General features: G+C 54.9%; 22 protein-coding genes. 10 read left to right on the top strand and 12 right to left on the bottom strand.

Annotated features, from left to right (window positions below; all coding sequences use genetic code 11):
- Nucleotides 1-11 precede the first annotated feature (11 nt).
- Complete coding sequence (locus SIK69_RS10345; RefSeq protein WP_319627308.1) at nt 12-431, top strand: F0F1 ATP synthase subunit epsilon; 420 nt, start codon at nt 12-14, stop codon at nt 429-431.
- A 156-nt stretch (nt 432-587) separates the two neighbouring features.
- Here SIK69_RS10345 and SIK69_RS10340 read toward each other — a convergent pair whose 3' ends face one another.
- Nucleotides 588-956 carry a hypothetical protein gene (locus SIK69_RS10340; protein WP_319786046.1) on the bottom strand — a complete coding sequence of 123 codons (369 nt, stop codon included), beginning with the start codon at nt 954-956 and terminating at the stop codon, nt 588-590.
- A gap of 18 nt (nt 957-974) precedes the next feature.
- On the opposite strand from SIK69_RS10340, the gene glmU reads away from it, so the two are divergent.
- From glmU to phoU, 7 genes are all read left to right on the top strand, one after another.
- Nucleotides 975-2,345 (top strand): bifunctional UDP-N-acetylglucosamine diphosphorylase/glucosamine-1-phosphate N-acetyltransferase GlmU, encoded by a 1,371-nt coding sequence (gene glmU / locus SIK69_RS10335; protein ID WP_319786045.1) that lies wholly within the window; start codon nt 975-977, stop codon nt 2,343-2,345.
- Nucleotides 2,346-2,531: 186 nt separating this feature from the next.
- Nucleotides 2,532-4,361, top strand: coding sequence for a glutamine--fructose-6-phosphate transaminase (isomerizing) (gene glmS / locus SIK69_RS10330; RefSeq protein WP_319627305.1), 1,830 nt, complete (start codon nt 2,532-2,534; stop codon nt 4,359-4,361).
- A gap of 291 nt (nt 4,362-4,652) precedes the next feature.
- Entirely contained in the window at nt 4,653-5,693 is a 1,041-nt protein-coding gene (gene pstS, locus SIK69_RS10325; RefSeq protein WP_319627304.1) for a phosphate ABC transporter substrate-binding protein PstS, read from the top strand.
- Between the two features lie 100 nt (nt 5,694-5,793).
- Complete coding sequence (pstC, locus tag SIK69_RS10320) at nt 5,794-6,753, top strand: phosphate ABC transporter permease PstC (RefSeq protein WP_319627303.1); 960 nt, start codon at nt 5,794-5,796, stop codon at nt 6,751-6,753.
- Nucleotides 6,753-7,643 (top strand): phosphate ABC transporter permease PstA, encoded by an 891-nt coding sequence (gene pstA, locus SIK69_RS10315; RefSeq protein ID WP_319627302.1) that lies wholly within the window; start codon nt 6,753-6,755, stop codon nt 7,641-7,643. Before pstC ends, pstA begins: the two co-directional genes overlap by 1 nt.
- Nucleotides 7,644-7,690: 47 nt before the next feature.
- Entirely contained in the window at nt 7,691-8,464 is a 774-nt protein-coding gene (gene pstB, locus SIK69_RS10310; protein WP_319627301.1) for a phosphate ABC transporter ATP-binding protein PstB, read from the top strand.
- A gap of 137 nt (nt 8,465-8,601) precedes the next feature.
- Entirely contained in the window at nt 8,602-9,327 is a 726-nt protein-coding gene (gene phoU, locus SIK69_RS10305) for a phosphate signaling complex protein PhoU (protein WP_319627300.1), read from the top strand.
- Between the two features lie 35 nt (nt 9,328-9,362).
- Here phoU and yieH read toward each other — a convergent pair whose 3' ends face one another.
- Nucleotides 9,363-10,028, bottom strand: a complete 666-nt coding sequence (gene yieH, locus SIK69_RS10300; RefSeq protein ID WP_319786044.1) for a 6-phosphogluconate phosphatase — start codon at nt 10,026-10,028, stop codon at nt 9,363-9,365.
- A 169-nt stretch (nt 10,029-10,197) separates the two neighbouring features.
- Here yieH and SIK69_RS10295 point away from each other — a divergent pair, with 169 nt between their 5' ends.
- A complete protein-coding gene (locus SIK69_RS10295; RefSeq protein WP_319627298.1) occupies nt 10,198-11,535 on the top strand; it encodes an NCS2 family permease in 1,338 nt (445 codons plus the stop codon).
- 55 nt (nt 11,536-11,590) lie between these two features.
- Here SIK69_RS10295 and SIK69_RS10290 read toward each other — a convergent pair whose 3' ends face one another.
- The 10 genes from SIK69_RS10290 to SIK69_RS22980 form a co-directional block, all read right to left on the bottom strand.
- A complete protein-coding gene (locus tag SIK69_RS10290; RefSeq protein ID WP_319627297.1) occupies nt 11,591-12,157 on the bottom strand; it encodes an NADPH-dependent FMN reductase in 567 nt (188 codons plus the stop codon).
- 30 nt (nt 12,158-12,187) lie between these two features.
- Entirely contained in the window at nt 12,188-12,937 is a 750-nt protein-coding gene (locus SIK69_RS10285; protein WP_319627296.1) for a 4'-phosphopantetheinyl transferase family protein, read from the bottom strand.
- A gap of 163 nt (nt 12,938-13,100) precedes the next feature.
- Nucleotides 13,101-14,081, bottom strand: coding sequence for an HTH-type transcriptional regulator YidZ (gene yidZ / locus SIK69_RS10280; protein ID WP_319786043.1), 981 nt, complete (start codon nt 14,079-14,081; stop codon nt 13,101-13,103).
- Nucleotides 14,050-15,234, bottom strand: a complete 1,185-nt coding sequence (locus tag SIK69_RS10275; protein WP_319786042.1) for an MFS transporter — start codon at nt 15,232-15,234, stop codon at nt 14,050-14,052. Before SIK69_RS10275 ends, yidZ begins: the two co-directional genes overlap by 32 nt.
- Before the next feature lie 132 nt (nt 15,235-15,366).
- A complete protein-coding gene (gene mnmE, locus SIK69_RS10270; protein WP_319786041.1) occupies nt 15,367-16,731 on the bottom strand; it encodes a tRNA uridine-5-carboxymethylaminomethyl(34) synthesis GTPase MnmE in 1,365 nt (454 codons plus the stop codon).
- Nucleotides 16,732-16,805: 74 nt separating this feature from the next.
- Nucleotides 16,806-18,452, bottom strand: coding sequence for a membrane protein insertase YidC (gene yidC, locus SIK69_RS10265; protein WP_319627292.1), 1,647 nt, complete (start codon nt 18,450-18,452; stop codon nt 16,806-16,808).
- A gap of 2 nt (nt 18,453-18,454) precedes the next feature.
- The gene (yidD, locus tag SIK69_RS10260) at nt 18,455-18,712 is read right to left on the bottom strand and encodes a membrane protein insertion efficiency factor YidD (RefSeq protein WP_319627291.1); all 258 of its coding nucleotides are present in this window, start codon (nt 18,710-18,712) and stop codon (nt 18,455-18,457) included.
- A complete protein-coding gene (gene rnpA, locus SIK69_RS10255) occupies nt 18,676-19,035 on the bottom strand; it encodes a ribonuclease P protein component (protein ID WP_319786040.1) in 360 nt (119 codons plus the stop codon). Before rnpA ends, yidD begins: the two co-directional genes overlap by 37 nt.
- A 16-nt stretch (nt 19,036-19,051) precedes the next feature.
- Nucleotides 19,052-19,192 (bottom strand): 50S ribosomal protein L34, encoded by a 141-nt coding sequence (rpmH, locus tag SIK69_RS10250; protein WP_003849659.1) that lies wholly within the window; start codon nt 19,190-19,192, stop codon nt 19,052-19,054.
- A gap of 228 nt (nt 19,193-19,420) precedes the next feature.
- Entirely contained in the window at nt 19,421-19,501 is an 81-nt protein-coding gene (locus SIK69_RS22980) for a hypothetical protein (RefSeq protein WP_445582673.1), read from the bottom strand.
- Between the two features lie 292 nt (nt 19,502-19,793).
- On the opposite strand from SIK69_RS22980, the gene dnaA reads away from it, so the two are divergent.
- Entirely contained in the window at nt 19,794-21,197 is a 1,404-nt protein-coding gene (gene dnaA / locus SIK69_RS10245; RefSeq protein WP_319627290.1) for a chromosomal replication initiator protein DnaA, read from the top strand.

Genomic DNA, 21,197 nt, shown 5'->3' with positions numbered 1-21,197 from the left:
CGGAGGGTGACATGGCAATGACTTATCACCTGGACGTCGTCAGCGCGGAGAGCCAAATGTTCTCCGGTCTGGTCGAGAAGATCCAGGTAACGGGTAGCGAAGGTGAACTGGGTATTTTCCCGGGTCACGCCCCGCTGCTCACCGCCATTAAGCCTGGTATGATTCGCATCGTGAAGCAGCACGGACATGAAGAATTCATCTACTTGTCCGGCGGTGTGTTGGAAGTTCAGCCAGGTAACGTAACCGTACTGGCTGATACTGCCATCCGCGGCAAGGATCTCGACGAAGCGCGAGCCCTGGAAGCGAAACGCAAAGCGGAAGAGCACATTAACAGCTCTCACGGCGATGTGGATTACGCTCAGGCGTCTGCGGAACTGGCCAAAGCGATCGCCAAACTGCGCGTTATCGAGTTGACCAAAAAAGCGATGTAACACCGGCTTGAAAGTATAAAAGCCAGTCTGGTTTCCAGGCTGGCTTTTTTGTTGGCTAAAATTCCTGATGTAACCCTTAAGTGTGATATGTGTCACAAAAATGTTGCACGGGTTAAAAACCCGGCGTAGACTTTGTTTTGTGAGTTAGATCACATATCAATGTGCTATGCAGGAATCAAAATGAAACGCTTTCATAAAATCATCGCAATGTTCAGCAATCTGAGCCTCTAAGCCTCTGTATTGTTGTACTAAAAGAATAGAAATAGGTCGCCTGATGGCGGCCTTTTTGTTTTTCAGCTCCCAACGTATTCTTGATTCAGGCATCAAAAGAACAGCCAAAGCAGCAACATAGCGGCTAATCTTCGGATTATGGGTCTTTTTTTCGAGACAAAGCACGCTACGATAGCTGAAAATAGAGCCATAAAACCCTTTTAGACTTTCATGTTGAACGTTTTCTCTGCATTCCATTTCATGACGAAAAATATGTAGATATTTCAATGCGAAAGGTTTTAACTTCTCACTCAAACACCTGTCAGGATGCGTATGTCAAACAGTGCGATGAGCGTAGTAATCCTTGCCGCTGGCAAAGGTACTCGCATGTATTCCAGTCTCCCGAAAGTGTTGCACACGCTAGCGGGCAAACCGATGGTTCAGCATGTTATTGATGCTGCTGATGAATTAGGTGCATCTCAGGTTCATCTGGTCTACGGACATGGCGGCGAACTCCTGAAGCAAACTCTCAGCGAAGGCAACCTTAATTGGGTACTCCAGGCTGAGCAGCTCGGCACCGGACATGCGATGCAGCAGGCTGCGCCGTTCTTTGCCGATGATGAAGACATTATGATGCTGTACGGCGACGTGCCGTTGATTTCGGTTGAGACGCTCCAGCGCCTGCGTGCCGCGAAACCGCAGGGTGGAATTGGCCTTCTGACCGTGAAGCTTGACGACCCGACGGGCTATGGCCGTATCACCCGTGAGAATGGGCTGGTGACCGGGATTGTTGAGCACAAAGATGCCAGCGATGCGCAGCGTGAAATTCAGGAGATCAATACCGGGATCCTGATTGCCGGCGGTGCAGACCTCAAGCGCTGGCTCGGCAAGCTAGATAACAGCAACGCGCAAGGCGAGTTTTATATCACCGATATCATCGCCATGGCGTACCAGGAGGGGCGTGAAATTGCGGCCGTTCATCCGGCACGGCTGAGTGAAGTCGAAGGCGTTAACAACCGCCTGCAGCTCTCGCGTCTTGAGCGCGTGTATCAAAGCGAGCAGGCTGAAAAGCTACTGCTAGCGGGCGTAATGCTGCGTGACCCACAGCGTTTTGACCTGCGTGGCAGCGTGACGCACGGGCGCGACGTCGAAATTGATACTAACGTTATCCTTGAAGGCAACGTCACGCTTGGTCACCGAGTGAAAATTGGTACCGGCTGCGTGATTAAAAACAGCGTGATTGGCGATGACTGCGAAATCAGTCCGTACAGCGTCGTTGAAGATGCACACCTGCATGCTGCCTGCACTATCGGCCCGTTCGCTCGTCTGCGTCCAGGGGCTGAACTGCTGGAAGGCGCACACGTTGGCAACTTTGTCGAAATGAAAAAAGCGCGCCTGGGTATTGGCTCTAAAGCCGGTCACCTGAGCTATCTCGGCGATGCGGAGATTGGTGACAACGTGAATATCGGCGCAGGGACCATCACCTGTAACTATGACGGTGCGAATAAATTCAAAACCGTAATCGGTGACGATGTGTTTGTCGGCTCTGACTCCCAGCTGGTGGCCCCGGTTAGCATCGGTAACGGTGCCACCATTGCCGCCGGAACCACCGTGACCCGCAACGTGGGCGACAATGAGTTAGTGTTAAGCCGCGTGCCACAGGTGCATAAGCAAGGCTGGCAACGTCCGGTGAAGAAGAAATAATTGTAGGCCTGATAAGGCGTAGCCGTCGTCAGGCAGACAGGGGATGAGGGGATAACATAATCCCCCGCCCCACGGCAGTAACTAAAATAATAACCCCACTCTCTACAAGGCTCGGGGCTCCGGAAAAAACCGGAAATACAGGTCAGCGACAACGCATGGCATCGTGCCATATCAGGAAATCTAACTATGTGTGGAATTGTTGGCGCAGTCGCGCAGCGCGATATTGCTGAAATCCTTCTCGAAGGGCTTCGTCGTCTGGAATACCGTGGTTACGACTCTGCCGGTCTGGCAGTGGTCGACAGCGAAGGGCATCTGACGCGTCTGCGTCGCCTCGGTAAAGTGCAAATGCTGGCTCAGGCGGCGGAAGACCATCCGCTGCATGGCGGCACTGGTATCGCCCACACCCGCTGGGCGACTCACGGCGAGCCGTCAGAAGGCAACGCCCATCCTCATGTTTCCGACCACATCGTGGTGGTACATAACGGCATCATCGAAAACCATGAGCCGCTGCGCGAATTGCTGCAATCTCGCGGATATGTGTTCGTCTCAGAAACCGACACCGAAGTGATTGCTCACCTCGTTCACTGGGAGCTGGAACAGGGCGGCACGCTGCGTGAAGCGGTGCTGCGCGCAATCCCGCAGCTGCGTGGTGCCTACGGCACCGTTATCATGGATACCCGTGACCCAAGTACCCTGCTGGCCGCCCGTTCAGGCAGTCCGCTGGTGATTGGTCTGGGCATGGGCGAAAACTTTATCGCCTCCGATCAGCTGGCTTTACTGCCGGTGACCCGCCGCTTCATCTTCCTTGAAGAAGGCGATATCGCGGAAGTAACCCGTCGTAGCGTGACCGTGTTTGCCAAATCCGGTGAGCAGGTGAAGCGCCCGGACATCGAATCGAATTTGCAGTACGACGCGGGTGATAAAGGCATCTACCGCCACTACATGCAAAAAGAGATCTACGAGCAGCCGAACGCGATTAAAAACACCCTGACCGGGCGCATCAGTCACGGGCAAGTCGATCTCAGCGAACTGGGGCCGAATGCCAATGAAATGCTGGCCAACGTCGAGCATATTCAGATTGTGGCCTGCGGCACGTCCTATAACTCCGGGATGGTCTCGCGCTACTGGTTTGAATCGCTGGCGGGCATTCCGTGTGATGTCGAAATCGCGTCTGAATTCCGCTACCGCAAATCGGCGGTACGCCGCAATAGCCTGATGATCACCCTCTCCCAGTCCGGTGAGACGGCGGATACCCTGGCGGCTCTGCGTTTGTCGAAAGAGTTGGGATATCTGGGCTCGCTGGCCATCTGTAACGTCGCGGGCTCGTCGCTGGTGCGTGAGTCCGACCTGGCGCTGATGACCAACGCAGGCACCGAAATCGGTGTGGCGTCCACTAAAGCGTTCACCACGCAGTTGACCGTTCTGCTGATGCTGGTGGCGAAACTGGCTAACCTGAAAGGCCAGGACGCGGCGATTGAGCACGACATCGTACACGGTCTGCAGGCGCTGCCGAGCCGTATCGAGCAAATGCTGTCGCAGGATAAACGCATTGAAGCGCTGGCGGAAGATTTCTCCGACAAGCATCACGCACTGTTCCTGGGCCGTGGCGATCAGTATCCGATTGCGTTAGAAGGCGCGCTGAAGCTGAAAGAGATCTCCTACATCCATGCGGAAGCGTATGCCGCAGGCGAGCTCAAGCATGGCCCGCTAGCCCTGATCGACGCCGATATGCCGGTTATCGTGGTTGCCCCGAACAACGAACTGCTGGAAAAACTGAAATCCAATATCGAAGAAGTGCGTGCCCGCGGTGGCGTGCTGTATGTCTTCGCCGATCGTGATGCCGGTTTCAACAGCAGCGATAACATGCACATCATCGAGATGCCGCATGTGGAAGAGGTGATTGCCCCTATCTTCTATACCGTGCCGCTGCAATTGCTGGCCTATCACGTGGCGCTGATCAAAGGCACCGACGTTGACCAGCCACGCAACCTGGCGAAATCCGTGACGGTTGAGTAATTCCGACTGCCTCATCCTGCCGGGATGGGGCATTTTTTCTCCCTCCGTTTATGACAATCTGTCATTTTCAGCTACGTTAAACAGTGTCATAAAAAGAAAATATTTCTGTAGACCCAATGTCACAGACGATCTTAACGTACTGAAAATTAATACACTATTTCGTATTTCTTAACCTAAATTCCCTGCGTCATAAAACTGTCATAATTCGTACATTTAACTGTCACCTGTTTGTCCTATTTTGCTCAACGTAGCCACTTAAACAACAATTTACGAAATCCTGCAGGAGACATTATGAAAGTTATGCGTACCACTGTCGCAACTGTTGTCGCCGCGACCTTATCAATGAGCGCTTTCTCTGCATTTGCAGCAGCAAGCCTGACGGGCGCTGGTGCAACCTTCCCTGCGCCGGTGTATGCCAAATGGGCGGATACCTACCAGAAAGAGACCGGTAACAAGGTCAACTATCAGGGTATCGGCTCCTCCGGTGGTGTGAAGCAAATTACCGCAAACACCGTGGATTTCGGTGCGTCAGATGCGCCGCTGTCTGACGACAAACTGGCTCAGGAAGGCCTGTTCCAGTTCCCTACCGTCATTGGTGGCGTGGTGCTGGCAATTAACCTGCCGGGCTTCAAATCCGGTGAGTTGGTACTCGACGGTAAAACCCTGGGTGACATCTATCTGGGCAAAATCAAGAAGTGGGACGACGAAGCCATTGCCAAGCTGAACCCAGGCAAAAAACTGCCTGCTCAGAACATCGCTGTCGTGCGTCGTGCTGATGGGTCCGGTACTTCCTTCGTGTTCACAAGCTACCTGGCGAAAGTGAACGAAGAGTGGAAATCCAAAATCGGCGCTGGCTCAACCGTTAACTGGCCGACCGGTCTGGGCGGTAAAGGTAACGACGGCATCGCCGCGTTCGTTCAGCGTCTGCCGGGCTCTATCGGTTACGTTGAATATGCTTACGCTAAGCAGAACAACCTGGCTTACACCAAACTGGTTTCCGCGGATGGTAAATCTGTCAGCCCGACCGAAGAGAGCTTTGCCAACGCCGCCAAAGGTGCTGACTGGAGCAAATCCTTCGCGCAGGACCTGACCAACCAGAAAGGTGACGACGTGTGGCCAATCACCTCTACCACCTTCATTCTGGTTCACAAAGATCAGAAGAAGCCGGAGCAGGGTGCTGAAGTGCTGAAATTCTTCGACTGGGCCTACAAAAACGGTGCCAAAGAAGCGAACGCTCTGGATTATGCGTCACTGCCGGACAGCGTGGTTGAGCAGGTACGTGCTGCATGGAAAACCAACGTGAAAGATAGCAGCGGTAAAGCGCTGTACTAACAGGATATTTTTGACGAAGATTACAGTTCCGACTGTAGGCCCGGTAAGCGTTAGCGCCACCGGGCATATTCGTAAGACGTTTTTAACTGAAGAGTAATTTATGGCTGCAACCAAGCCTGCGTTTAACCCGCCAGGTAAAAAGGGTGACATCATTTTCGGCGTGCTGGTAAAACTGGCGGCGCTGATTGTGCTATTGATGCTCAGTGGCATCATTCTCTCCCTGATTGTCTCCGCCTGGCCGAGCATTCAGAAATTTGGTTTTTCGTTCCTGTGGACCAAAGAGTGGGATGCCCCGAATGATATCTACGGTGCGCTGGTGCCCATCTACGGCACGCTGGTCACCTCAATTATCGCCCTGCTGATTGCCGTTCCGGTGAGTTTTGGTATTGCCCTGTTCCTGACGGAGCTGGCCCCGAACTGGCTGAAGCGTCCGCTGGGTATCGCCATTGAATTGTTAGCCGCCATTCCGAGTATCGTGTACGGCATGTGGGGCCTGTTCATCTTTGCCCCGTTGTTCGCGACCTATTTTCAGGAGCCGGTGGGCAATGTGCTCTCCACCATTCCGTTTGTTGGCGCGCTGTTTTCCGGCCCGGCGTTCGGCATCGGTTTGCTGGCGGCGGGGGTTATCCTCGCGATCATGATTATTCCTTACATTGCGGCGGTGATGCGCGATGTGTTCGAACAAACGCCGGTGATGATGAAAGAGTCGGCCTACGGCATTGGCTGCACCACATGGGAAGTTATCTGGCGTATCGTGCTGCCGTTCACCAAAAACGGAGTTATCGGCGGAGTTATGCTCGGCCTGGGCCGCGCGCTGGGGGAAACCATGGCGGTGACCTTTATCATCGGCAACACCTACCAGCTCGACAGTGCGTCGCTGTACATGCCGGGTAACAGCATCACCTCTGCGTTGGCGAATGAATTTGCCGAAGCGGAATCTGGCCTGCATGTTGCCGCGCTGATGGAACTCGGTCTGATCCTGTTTGTGATTACCTTTATCGTTCTGGCCATTTCCAAGCTGATGATTAAACGCCTCGCGAAAAACGAGGGGGCACGCTAATGACCACTCTTGAAATGCAAACCACCGCAGCGCTGCTCGAATCTCGCCGCAAAATGCAGGCGCGTCGTCGCTTCAAAAACCGCATCGCCCTGACGCTGTCGATGGCGACCATGGCCTTTGGCCTGTTCTGGCTGGTGTGGATCCTGTTCTCAACCGTCACGCGCGGCATCGACGGCATGTCACTGGCCCTGTTCACCGAAATGACCCCGCCGCCGAATACAGCGGGCGGGGGGCTGGCCAACGCCCTGGCCGGTAGCGGCCTGCTGATCCTGTGGTCGACTGTTATCGGTACGCCGCTGGGCATCATGGCGGGGATTTGGCTGGCGGAATATGGCCGTAAATCCTGGCTTGCCGAAGTGATTCGCTTCATCAACGACATTCTGCTTTCTGCCCCGTCGATCGTCGTGGGGCTGTTCGTCTACACCATTGTGGTGGCGAAGATGCAACACTTCTCCGGCTGGGCGGGGGTGATTGCGCTGGCGCTGTTGCAGGTGCCGATTGTGATTCGAACCACCGAGAACATGCTGAAACTGGTGCCGGACAGCCTGCGTGAAGCGGCGTATGCCCTGGGCACCCCGAAATGGAAAATGATTTCGGCGATTACGCTGAAAGCCTCCATCTCCGGGATCATGACCGGGGTGCTGTTGGCCGTGGCGCGTATCGCGGGTGAAACCGCCCCGCTGCTGTTTACCGCGCTCTCCAACCAGTTCTGGAGCACCGACATGATGCAGCCGATTGCCAACCTGCCGGTGACCATATTCAAATTTGCCATGAGCCCGTTTGCCGAATGGCAACAACTGGCCTGGGCCGGGGTGCTGATCATTACCCTGTGCGTACTGTTGCTTAACATTCTGGCGCGCGTCATTTTCGCGAAGCAGAAACACGGTTAATTTTTACGGCGCGGCGAAACGCGGCGTCGAATAAGGAAGAGATTGAGATGAGTATGGTTGATACTGCCCCGGGTAAAATTGCTGTTCGCGATTTGAACTTCTACTACGGCAAGTTCCATGCCCTGAAGAACATCAACCTGGATATCGCCAAAAACCAGGTCACCGCGTTCATCGGCCCATCGGGCTGCGGGAAATCCACCCTGCTACGGACGTTCAACAAAATGTTTGAACTGTACCCAGAGCAGCGTGCGGAAGGCGAAATTTTGCTGGATGGCGATAACATTCTGACCAACACTCAGGATATTGCCCTGCTGCGTGCCAAAGTCGGGATGGTGTTCCAGAAACCGACCCCGTTCCCGATGTCGATTTATGACAACATCGCTTTTGGCGTGCGTCTGTTTGAAAAGCTGTCGCGTGCCGACATGGATGAGCGCGTGCAGTGGGCGTTGACCAAGGCCGCACTTTGGAATGAAACCAAAGATAAACTCCATCAGAGCGGATATTCTCTCTCCGGTGGTCAGCAGCAGCGTCTGTGTATCGCGCGAGGCATCGCCATTCGTCCGGAAGTGCTGCTGCTTGATGAACCATGCTCAGCGCTCGACCCGATTTCCACGGGTCGCATTGAAGAGCTGATTACCGAGCTGAAGCAGGATTACACCGTGGTTATCGTGACCCACAACATGCAGCAGGCCGCGCGTTGTTCCGACCATACGGCGTTTATGTACCTGGGCGAACTGATTGAGTTCAGCAATACCGACGATCTGTTCACTAAGCCTGCGAAGAAGCAAACTGAAGACTACATTACTGGCCGCTACGGTTGATTTGCCCTTCATCTTTCAGGCTGTACCCGCGTTGGCTGCCTTTACTCATCCCGGTCACGTAGTTATCTACGCTCCCGGAAATGCGGGCAGTTGCCGCCTTGCTACAGCCAGAAATATTTTGGGCATATGGAGGAACGATGGACAACCTAAACCTAAACAAACACATTTCCGGCCAGTTCAACGCAGAGCTGGAACACATTCGCACTCAGGTGATGACCATGGGCGGGCTGGTGGAGCAGCAGTTATCTGATGCGATCACCGCGATGCACAACCAGGATCAGGATCTGGCCAAGCGCGTTATCGACGGCGACAAGCAGGTCAACATGATGGAAGTGGCGATCGATGAAGCCTGTGTGCGCATCATCGCTAAACGTCAGCCGACCGCCAGCGACCTGCGCCTGGTGATGGCTATCATCAAAACCATCGCCGAGCTGGAACGTATTGGTGACGTTGCGGATAAAATCTGCCGTACCGCGCTGGAGAAATTTTCGCAGCAGCACCAGCCGTTGTTGGTAAGCCTCGAATCACTGGGGCGTCACACCGTGCAGATGCTGCATGACGTCCTCGACGCGTTCGCGCGCATGGATCTTGATGAAGCGGTGCGTATCTATCGTGAAGACAAGAAGGTCGATCAGGAGTATGAAGGCATCGTGCGTCAGCTGATGACGTATATGATGGAAGACTCCCGCACCATTCCAAGCGTACTGACCGCCCTATTCTGCGCCCGTTCTATCGAGCGTATCGGCGATCGTTGCCAGAACATTTGCGAATACATCTTCTACTTCGTGAAGGGACAGGATTTCCGTCACGTCGGCGGCGACGAGCTGGACAAGCTGCTGGCCGGCAAAGATCCAAAAGAGTAGGTTTAAACCCTCTCCCCGATGGGGAGAGGGGGAATTTACCGGGTAATCTCCCAACCCCGCGCTTTCCACAGTCCTGGCAATTCATCCAGTGAGGTAAACGTCGTCACCTTCGGATGGTCGATCGGCTGATTATGCGGATCGGCGCAGAAGTAAAACACCTCCATCCCCGCCGCTACGCCGGACATCGCGCCCGCGCTCGAATCATCCACCAGCACGCAGTTCACCGGGTCGACGTTCATCGCTTTCGCCGCGTGATACATCAACGCCGGATCGGGTTTCCACGCCTGAATGTCATACCCGCTAAACAGCTTATCGGGAAAATGATGCAACAGACCGGTTTTGCCCAATGAATGCTGCATTTTGCTGACCGGACCGTTGGAGACGATACACATTGGCACCGTCATCGCGTCGAGCAACGTATTCGCCCCATCAATGACTTCCAGTTCGCTGTCGAACAGGCGAGCCACCTCGGCGCGATACACCGGCTCGAGGGTCTTTTTGTGCAGACTCACGCCATACTCGGCGTTAATGGTGTCGATGATCTCGTACAGCTTCACTCCTTTAAAGCGCTTAAAGATCTCTTCAAGCTCCAGAGTGATGCCAAATTCCCGGAACATGTGGACATAGGCCCGGGAGCAAATCACTTCGCTGTCGACGAGCGTGCCATCACAGTCGAAAAACACCGCTTCAATACTGGACATGCCGTTTCCTGTTGTCACAAGTTTAACGTTTACGTAATTCATTTTGCCCGACGCAATCGTTGCCGTATAAGCAAAATCAATGAAAAAAAGTGTGCTCTTACTCTCCCTATTGTCGCATTTTGGTATAGGATAGCGACGAATTTTCCCCTCCTTAGTTTGGAACCAGAAGATGAGCCAACAACAAACCACCCAGACGTCGGGTCAGGGTCTGCTTCAGCGCGTGTTTAAACTGCGCGAGCACGGAACGACGGCACGCACGGAAGTGATTGCCGGATTCACCACCTTCCTGACGATGGTTTACATCGTTTTTGTGAACCCACAAATTCTGGGCGTAGCTGGCATGGACACGAGCGCCGTCTTCGTCACCACCTGTTTGATTGCCGCCTTCGGTAGCATCATGATGGGTCTGTTTGCCAACCTGCCGGTGGCGCTGGCACCGGCCATGGGCCTGAATGCCTTCTTCGCCTTCGTGGTGGTGCAAGCGATGGGCCTGCCGTGGCAGGTCGGGATGGGCGCGATTTTCTGGGGTGCCGTTGGCCTGCTGCTGCTGACCATTTTCCGCGTGCGTTACTGGATGATTGCCAATATCCCGATGAGCCTGCGCGTGGGCATCACCAGTGGTATCGGTCTGTTCATCGGCATGATGGGCCTGAAGAATGCTGGCGTCATTGTTGCCAATAAAGACACACTGGTGAGCATCGGCAACCTGACCTCACACAGCGTACTGCTCGGGATCCTGGGCTTCTTCATCATCGCGATTCTGGCGTCCCGTAACATTCATGCGGCGGTGCTGGTCTCTATCGTGGTCACCACCCTGCTGGGCTGGATGCTGGGCGACGTGCATTACACCGGCATCGTATCGACGCCACCGGATGTGACTTCGGTTATCGGGCATGTTGATCTGGCTGGTTCCTTTAACCTCGGCCTGGCGGGCGTGATCTTCTCCTTCATGCTGGTCAATCTGTTTGACTCCTCTGGCACCCTGATTGGCGTGACCGACAAAGCGGGTCTCAGCGATGCCAATGGCAAATTCCCGCGCATGAAGCAGGCGCTGTACGTCGACAGTATTTCGTCCGTGGCGGGTTCCTTTATCGGCACCTCTTCCGTTACTGCGTACATTGAATCTACTTCCGGCGTGTCCGTCGGTGGCCGTACTGGTCTCACCGCGGTGGTCGTGGGCCTGCTGTTCCTGCTGGTGATTTTCCTGTCACCGCTGGCGGGCATGGTGCCGCCATACGCCGCCGCTGGGGCGCTGATTTATGTTGGGGTGCTGATGACCTCAAGCCTGGCGCGGGTGAAGTGGGAAGATCTGACCGAAGCCGTTCCGGCGTTTATTACGGCGGTGATGATGCCGTTCAGCTTCTCGATAACCGAAGGTATCGCGCTGGGCTTCATCTCTTACTGCGTGATGAAAATCGGTACCGGACGTTTCCGCGATCTCAGCCCGTGCGTGGTGGTGGTTGCCCTGCTGTTCGTCCTGAAGATTGTGTTCATTGATGCACACTAAGGCGCGATGACTGACACGAAAAAGGCCGGGAGCTTTCGCTTCCCGGCCTTTTTTATTACGCTTTCACCCGTCGGATGTAATCCCCGAACGCGGTCAGCTGACCGCTCAAGTGGTCACGCGTACTCTGATCAACCACCTCGCCCGTCTGCGGATCGACCTTATTCTGAATAACGCCGCCCATGAACTCTGGCTTGTTCATCACCATCGCATCCAGGAATACCAAAATCTGGCGCAGATGATACTGGCAGCGCGCGCCGCCAATTGCGCCCATCGAGCTGGTTTGAATCAGCACTGGTTTACCGGCCAGCGGCTGTTCCGGCAGGCGTGACAGCCAGTCGATGGCGTTTTTCAGACCGCCCGGCACCGAGTAGTTGTACTCCGGAGTGACGATAACTACACCATCGGCGTCACGAATTTGCGCGGCTAACGTCTCGACGGCTGGGGGGAAACCCTCTTCCTGCTGGATATCGGCATCGTACAGTGGAATGTCGCCAATCGACGGCAGCGCAGAAATGGCCATCCCCGCGGGTGCGAGGCCTGGCAGGGTGCGTGCCACCATCCCGTTAAATGAACCTTTGCGCAGGCTCCCCAATAACGTCACAACTTTTATCGCGTCGGACATGATTACTCCTTTATTTTTCATCATGATGAGTCAGTTCAGTATAAGGGCTTTTTCCGCCGGTAGGCTGGTAAAGCGCATCAGGCGCGCGGCGGGCTCACTGGCGCGCAGCTGCATATCCGGCAAACCGTGCCAGCCGTTTTTGCTGTCAAATTCCCAAACCTTCAGGCGTTCAATGGCAGGCGTGGCAGCGATAGACCACACCAGCACGTCCTCGGCGTCACAAATGGCCTCTATCTGCATCAATTTAGCGGCGCGCAGGCGGCCTGAACCCGGCAACAGCTGAAGCTGCTGCTGCGAGTCTTGATGAATATCACCGGTGAGTTTGAGGACGCTCTGACGCAAGGCCAGCAGCTGTGCGCGGGCTTCGTTCGGATCGGTCTGGTTTTTAATCCACAGATTTTCGTTACTGCTGAAAGGATAGGCGTCGGGCGCGGCCGGGCTGTGGAAACTGCGCGTCGCGCGCTGGAGTTCCATATCCAGACCACATTCACCTTCGGTGGTCAGCGCCACGCCAACGATATTCCCGGCGTAGGCGATAGAGAAACGCGGCTGGGTGCTGTCGCGAAACACCGGTTTGCCGTCCGGTCGGGTAATGATTTCCGGGAGTTCGCTGATGCCGTACAGCATAAACAGCAGTTCGGCGAGTAACGCCCGCGAGGCCAGGAATCGCGCCCGGCGATGCGCAGGCAGCTGGCGTGATTTATTGTGACAGGATGAGGAGAGTCGGACTGAGTGCAAATGCCCATCGGTAAGGATCCCTCTTGCAAAATGCGTTGCCATTATGTCGCTCCGTGATTAATGGTCAGTGGTACTGGAAACTCAGTCTCTATTATTGCCCAGGTTGATGAGGTTTTAATGTGGAATAAGGGCGATGAATAGTGATCGGTCAGCATATTTACATTTCCTTAGACGCAATAGCCCGCCAGGTCACACATTTCCCCGGCTAATCGCTAAGCACCCCGGATTGAAACGCTTCCCGGTACAGTTGCTTCAGCATCGACTTCATCCAAATAATCTTGGGATTATGGCCGTTGCGCTTATGCCACATCAGGGTGAACGGCACCGCCAGTTTCTGCATCTGCGCTTCGTCTAACGGCATCGCGCGCGTCACCAGTTTCAGGCCGTGCTGTTGATTATAGTGCTGACAGTAATAAGGTGCGGTGGCGAGCAACGAATGGTCGGGCTGCGCCGCCATAAACATCGAAGCCTCAAAGCCCGGCATGCTCAACGCAATCTGGCGCTGGTGGCCAGATTCATTCAACACTTCATCCAGCGCCCAGGTATCGCTTTTTTCCCAGCAGATGCTGATGTGCGGATAGCGCAGGAACGTCTCAAGATTCCACTCTTCCTGTAGTGCCGGGTGATCTTCCCGCAGATACACGCGGGGCACGTCGGTGAACAGCACTTCAAAATCGATAAACCACGGCAGCAGGCTGAGGGATTCCCGCGAGCGTGGATGGCTTTCCCGGCCGGTGAAGCCCAAATCCACCTCACCGCGCACAATCGCGTCCAGCGAATCGTAATCCCAGTTGCGTAGCCGCACGGTAGCCTGGGCATAGCGCTGGTGGATTTGTTGGGTCAGGGAATTAAACACGATCAGCATCAGCGGGGATTCCGCGGCCAGCTCGAAGGTTAGCCCGCGCGGGGTATCGTGATGCGGTTTATCCAACAACTGGTGGCTTATCTGCATCCAGTCGGCCAGATCCTGCTCCATGCTGACCGCCAGCGGTGTAGGATGCAGGCCGGTCGGGGTTTTGACAAACAGCGGGTCGTTAAACCAGTCGCGCAGTTTGGCCAGCGATTTGCTGACCGCAGACGGCGTGACGTTCATCCGTTTCGCCGTCTTGCTGACGCTGCGCTCCTGTAACAGAAGTTGTAGGCAAAAGAGTAAGTTAAGATCGAGACTGGTCAGGGATTTTTTCATTGTCCGGCGCGTCCGCGCGGGCGGAGACGAAGATGAGCAACAGGATGCAGACCATGCTACAGCTAATCAGTATCCCGATCAGCATATTCGACGCCCCGACGCCGAAAATGGCGGCCAGCCAGATATACAACGACGAACCGCACACCTGGGCAATACCGAGGACGGAACTTGCTACCCCAGCGCGCAGCGAGAAGGGGCCCAATGCCTGGCTCATGGTCACGCCGAACCCGAGTGAGAAGCCCGCGCAAATCAGCGTCAAGCCGAACAGCATTCCGGCGGCAGAGCTTGCTGACGCCAGTATCACCGCTGCCACAAAAAACAGCCCCTGGGCGGTTAGCATCAACGTGCGCTGGCGGAATAGCGACAGCGCAAACGGCGTTGAGAAGGCCACCAGCATACTCACCAGCGCGGTCAGCGCCATAATGGTGGAGTATTCGCCCCGGTCAAAATGCAGGACCTCCATCAGCAGGACCGGGGAGATATTCACGTAGGTGAGGATCGCGGTCACGCTGAGCGTCGTGATCGCCACGCGGCTGATAAAGAAGCGGCTGGTCAGGGATTCTGTCGTCGAAGATGACGCTGCGGCAGGAGCTGCGCGGGTGCCCGGATGGGTTTCTTTCAGCACCAGCGTCGACAGCAGGCAGACCATTATTCCCATTGCGACCATCACCCAGAACAGGCTTTGCCACGGGAATTTCATCATGATGAGATTGCCGAGAACCGGTGCCAACACCGGCACGATACAGGTGATGCCGTTCAGCAGCGACAGCACTTTCGCCCGACGACGGTTGTCCAGGGTGTCGCGCATAATGGCAAATGCCACCACGTAACAGCCCCCCGCCCCGATGCCCTGAATAAAGCGCCCGGCCAGGAACATATCGCTGGTGATCGCGTTGGCACACAGCGCGGAGGCCAGTGCAAAAACGATGGCACCGCAGATAGCCACCGGCTGTCGCCCGGCTTTGTCCGCAATGCGTCCGGCAATCAGCATTGCCGTGGCCATGCCCGCCAAATAGACTGAAAACGCGATATGCAGCTGCGCTTCGCTGGCCGAAAGATCCGCCGCGATACGGGGCAGGCCGACCAGATACATATCAATCCCGGAGGGATAAAGCAGAACCAGAGCAAAACTGCAAAACAGGAAGCGGGCCATAGATACCTCACAGGAAAGTTCGGCGAGGATACGGGGCTTTGGCGGCGGACACGAGTTGCCGTTTGGACAACAGTGTTTTCCAGAATGGAAAAACCCACCAGCGCGGTGGGTTTTACGGGAACGCCGACGGGCTTATTTGCCGATACAGAAGCTCGAGAAGATCCGGCCCAGCAGGTCATCGGAGGTAAATTCCCCGGTGATTTCGCTTAACGCCTGCTGTGCCAGACGCAGTTCTTCCGCCAGCAGTTCACCTGCCCAGGCACCTAACAGCTGCGCTTTGCCCTGTTGCAGATGGTTGGCCGCCGCTTCAAGCGCCTGCAAATGGCGACGACGGGCGAGGAACCCGCCTTCCATGTTGGTCTCAAAGCCCATGCTCTGCTTAAGATGGTTCCGCAGAATATCCACCCCTTCGCCCTGTCGGGCAGAAAGGCGGATCAGGGAATGACCGTTCATCTCGCTCAGGCCAACAACTTCCCCGGTAATGTCCGCTTTATTGCGCACTACGGTGATCGGCAGATTGGCCGGTAAACGGGCGATAAAGTCAGGCCAGATTTCCGCCGGGTCGACGGCGGACGTAGTGGTGCTGTCGACCATAAACAACACGCGATCGGCCTGTTCAATCTCCTGCCAGGCTCGCTCAATCCCGATCCGCTCTACTTCATCGCTGGCATCACGCAGCCCGGCGGTATCAATGATATGCAGCGGCATACCGTCGATGTGAATGTGTTCGCGCAGTACGTCGCGGGTGGTTCCGGCGATGTCGGTTACGATGGCGGCTTCACGGCCTGCCAGCGCATTTAGCAGGCTCGATTTCCCGGCGTTAGGCCGCCCGGCAATCACCACTTTCATCCCTTCACGCAGCAAGCTGCCCTGGCGCGCTTCGGCGCGAACGGCGTCAAGGTCGGCAATAACGGTGTTGAGCTGGGCTTCGATTTTGCCATCGGAGAGGAAATCTATTTCTTCGTCAGGGAAATCAATCGCCGCCTCGACGTAAATCCGCAGATGCGTCAGCGCTTCCACCAGATGATTTACCCGCGAAGAAAACGCGCCCTGCAATGAGTTCATCGCTGAACGGGCGGCCTGTTCTGAGCTGGCGTCAATCAAGTCGGCGATGGCTTCGGCCTGCGCGAGGTCGAGCTTGTCGTTCAGAAAGGCGCGTTCGGAAAACTCGCCCGGATTAGCGATTCGAATCCCCGGCAGCGTCAGAATGCGTTTAAGCAGTAAATCGAGAATAACCGGGCCGCCGTGGCCCTGCAGTTCCAGCACATCTTCGCCGGTAAAGGAGTTCGGCCCCGGGAACCATAGGGCAATGCCCTGATCCAGCGTATTGCCTTCGACATCGCGAAACGGCAGGTAATCGGCGTAACGCGGTTTAGGCAGTTTGCCCAGCACCGCCTGCGCAACCTCGCGAGCTTTCAAGCCGGAAATACGCAGGATACCCACGCCGCCGCGTCCTGGCGGTGTGGCCTGGGCAACAATCGTGTCGTTATGGTTCATGGTTTGTCTCTTTCAATACCTAATAAAAAAGGCGGTCATCTGACCGCCTTCCATTTTAGCGAATGCCTACCGAATCAGGATTTTTTCTTTTCGCGGCTATGCAGGCCACGTTTTTCCAGACCACGGTAAATCAGCTGCTGCTGGATAATCGTCACCAGGTTGCTGACGATATAGTACAGCACCAGACCTGACGGGAACCACAGGAAGAATACGGTGAAGATGACCGGCATGAAGGTCATAATCTTCTGCTGCATCGGGTCGGTCACGGTGGTCGGCGACATCTTCTGGATGAAGAACATCGTTACGCCCATCAGGATCGGCAGGATGTAGTACGGGTCCTGTGCGGACAGGTCATGGATCCACAGAGCAAACGGCGCATGGCGCAGTTCAACGGAGCCCATCAGCATGTAGTACAGCGCAAGGAAGATTGGCATCTGAATAATCAGAGGGAAGCAGCCGCCGAGCGGGTTCACTTTCTCTGCTTTATACAGGGCCATCATTTCCTGGCTCTGACGCTGTTTGTCATCGCCCAGACGCTCACGCATAGCCTGAATCTTCGGCTGCAGCATACGCATCTTCGCCATGGAGGTGTACTGCGCTTTGGTCAGCGGGTACATGATGCCACGAACGATAAAGGTGATAACGATAATGGAGAAGCCCCAGTTACCGAGGAAGCTGTGGATAAATTTCAGCAGCTTAAACAGCGGCTGAGAAATGAACCACAACCAGCCATAGTCCACGCTCAGGTCAAGATGTGGCGCAACGGCCGCCATTTTATCCTGAATTTCCGGGCCTACCCACAGGGTGCTGGCAAGGCTTGCTGCCTGGCCTGGCTGAACCAGAACCGGCTGAGACTTATAGCCAATTGCCGCAATCCCGTTACCGAGGTTGGCGGTGTAGAAGTTGTTCGAACTGTTGCTGCTCGGCACCCATGCGGTCGCAAAGTACTGCTGCAGCATCGCCACCCAACCGCCTTTAGAACTGATGTTCAGGTTCTCGTTATCCGCGATGGTGTCGAATTTGTATTTCTCATACTTCGCGTCTGGCGTGGAGTACGCCGCGCCGCGGAAGGTATGCATCGTAGACAGACCGCCGCCTTTGGTATCGAGTTCTGGTGGCAGATTGATAGACTGCTTCAGCTGGCCGAATTCGGAGATTTCCAGCGGTTTATCGCTGGCGTTCTTCACGTCGTAGCCCACGTTCACCGCATATCCACCGCGTTTCAGGGTGAAGGTTTTGGTGAAGGTGTTGCCCGCTTTATCGGTGTAAGTCAGCGGAATAGTCAGTTCATTCTGTCCATCAGCCAGAACAAACGCATCTTTATCAATGTTGTACAGCGGACGTGAACCATTAGCCGGGTTATCCGGGCCATCACGACCGGTCAGACCGCTCTGTGCCTGATAGATAAACTGCGGTGAGGTATCCAGTAACTTAAACGGCTCGTTAGAATTCTGAGTTTTCGGATAAGTTAACAGCAGTGCCTGCTCAACATCACCACCACGGGTGTTGATGACGAGTTCCAGCACGTCGGTTTTCACCGTAATCAGTTTTCCCTGGCCACTGGCCGGAACGCCCTGGTCGGCGGCGCTGCCCGCGGCGGTGGTCGTAGTCTGCGTAATCTGCTGCTGAGGCTGAGGATTTTTATCCTGCTCCCATGCCTGCCAGATCATGAAAGACACGAACAACAAAGCGATGATAAGAAGATTGCGTTGCGAATCCATCGTTAGTGTTCTCTGGTGTTTGTTGGTCCTGGTGGGACGGGATCGTCACCACCCGGGTGTAAAGGGTGGCATTTTAATACGCGTTTCACCGTCAACCAACTGCCTTTTATCATTCCAAACCTGCGCAATGCCTCAATTCCGTATTGTGAACAGGTGGGGGTAAAACGGCAGTGTGGCCCGAGTAGCGGACTAATCAGGCGTTGATAGACCCGGATAAGGGCTATCAGGACCCGTGAGCCAGGCGACAGTGACGACGCCATAATTTTTCCAACGCTTCCGTAAGTGCCCGGTTATCGAGGTCTGCAACCCCTTTCTTAGCTACCACCACGAAATCCATTGCGGGAAGTTCATGCTGACGTAAACGGAAGCTCTCACGCGTCAGACGTTTAATCCGATTGCGTTCATGGGCGCGTTTAACGTTTTTCTTGGCGACAGTAAGACCGATGCGGGGATGCCCCAGCGAATTTAGGCGGCCGAGGATGGTGATTTGCGGCGTGCCAGCCCGTTGCGGCTGCTGGAAGACGAATGTGAAATGAGAGGGAGTTAACAAACGTAACTCCCTGGGAAATGCTAGCTTAACCACTCAGGGGTTAGCTTTATTACTTGGAAACGGTCAGACGAGAACGGCCTTTAGCACGACGACGTGCCAGAACCTGACGACCATTTTTAGTAGCCATACGAGCACGGAAGCCGTGAGAACGGTTGCGCTTCAGTACAGACGGTTGAAAAGTGCGTTTCATGGCGATTTCTACCTAAACTTGAATAAATTCACTGACTTTTGCGTGTACCCGAACGAGTTTCGAACGACTTCCGCTTCAGTGTGGGTGATTAAAGAGGCCGGATTGTAATAATTGTACACTCCGGAGTCAATTCTCTTTACCTTATTTCCCGCGTATTTCCGCACGATTTCGCATGGAAAATGACCGGCTCCGGTACGGGTTAACCTGTAGCTCGCACCGGGTGGAGGATTATAAAGCCTGGCGTTGAAATCGCAAGGATCGCCCGGGATCTTTATTAGATCGATTAAGCAAAAAATTGTCGTCACTCATTAAATTTTCCAATATGCGGGCGAAATCGCCCCTCACCCGAGACAGGATCGTTTACACTTAGCCGGTCTCGATCTTCCCTGTGGATAAATCGGGAAGAATCTGTGAGAAACAGAAGATCTCTGGCTCAGTTTAGGCTATGATCCGCGGTCCCGATCGTTTCCTGGATCCTGAACGGGGTATAACCGCTGATAGCGGTTCGCACGTCACCCTCACCGACCTGTGGGCTGTCCGACGTGTGCCAACAATCATTATTTCAGTTTCACCCTTTTTTTTAGTTCGAGTGGAGTCCGCCGTGTCACTTTCGCTTTGGCAGCAGTGTCTTGCCCGATTGCAGGATGAGTTACCAGCCACAGAATTCAGCATGTGGATCCGCCCATTGCAGGCGGAACTAAGCGATAACACGCTGGCATTATATGCACCAAACCGTTTCGTGCTCGATTGGGTAAGGGATAAGTACCTTAATAACATCAACGGACTGTTGAACGATTTCTGCGGTGCTGATGCCCCGCAGCTGCGATTTGAAGTCGGTGCCCGTCCTGCCGTGCAGGTCGTGAAGGAAACCGCGCAGGTCGCTACGGTTCAGGCGCACGCTCAGGTTCAGCAGCAGATCCCCCGCGCCACGCACCAGACGCGCTCGGGCTGGGACAACGTTCCCGCCCCGGCAGAGCACTCCTACCGCTCCAACGTCAACGTTAAGCATACCTTTGATAACTTCGTCGAAGGTAAATCGAACCAGCTGGCTCGGGCAGCGGCACGTCAGGTGGCGGATAACCCCGGCGGCGCTTACAACCCTTTATTCCTTTATGGCGGTACGGGTCTCGGTAAAACGCACCTTTTACACGCCGTAGGCAATGGCATCATTGCCCGTAAACCGAACGCCAAAGTGGTGTACATGCACTCCGAGCGTTTTGTGCAGGACATGGTGAAAGCTCTGCAAAACAACGCCATCGAAGAGTTCAAACGCTACTACCGTTCCGTTGACGCCCTGCTTATTGATGACATTCAGTTCTTTGCCAACAAAGAGCGTTCCCAGGAAGAATTCTTCCACACCTTCAATGCCCTGCTGGAAGGGAATCAACAGATCATCCTGACATCGGATCGCTATCCAAAAGAGATCAATGGCGTTGAAGATCGTCTGAAATCCCGTTTCGGCTGGGGACTAACCGTCGCGATCGAGCCGCCTGAGCTGGAAACGCGCGTGGCGATCCTGATGAAAAAGGCCGACGAGAATGATATCCGTCTGCCGGGTGAAGTGGCGTTCTTCATTGCCAAACGTCTGCGCTCCAACGTGCGTGAGCTTGAAGGCGCATTGAACCGTGTTATTGCCAACGCCAACTTTACCGGCCGGGCGATAACCATCGATTTCGTGCGTGAAGCGCTGCGCGATCTGCTGGCGCTGCAGGAAAAACTGGTCACCATCGACAATATTCAGAAGACGGTGGCGGAATACTATAAGATCAAAGTGGCGGATCTACTGTCCAAGCGTCGTTCCCGCTCTGTGGCGCGTCCGCGCCAGATGGCGATGGCGCTGGCCAAAGAGCTCACTAACCACAGCCTGCCGGAAATCGGCGATGCGTTTGGTGGCCGCGACCACACGACCGTGCTGCATGCGTGCCGCAAGATCGAGCAGTTGCGTGAAGAAAGCCATGACATCAAAGAAGATTTCTCCAATTTAATCAGAACATTATCTTCGTGA

The organism is Scandinavium lactucae (assembly GCF_033843265.1).
Classification (GTDB): Bacteria; Pseudomonadota; Gammaproteobacteria; order Enterobacterales; family Enterobacteriaceae; genus Scandinavium; species Scandinavium lactucae.
This window is presented reverse-complemented; position numbering and strand designations above follow the sequence as displayed.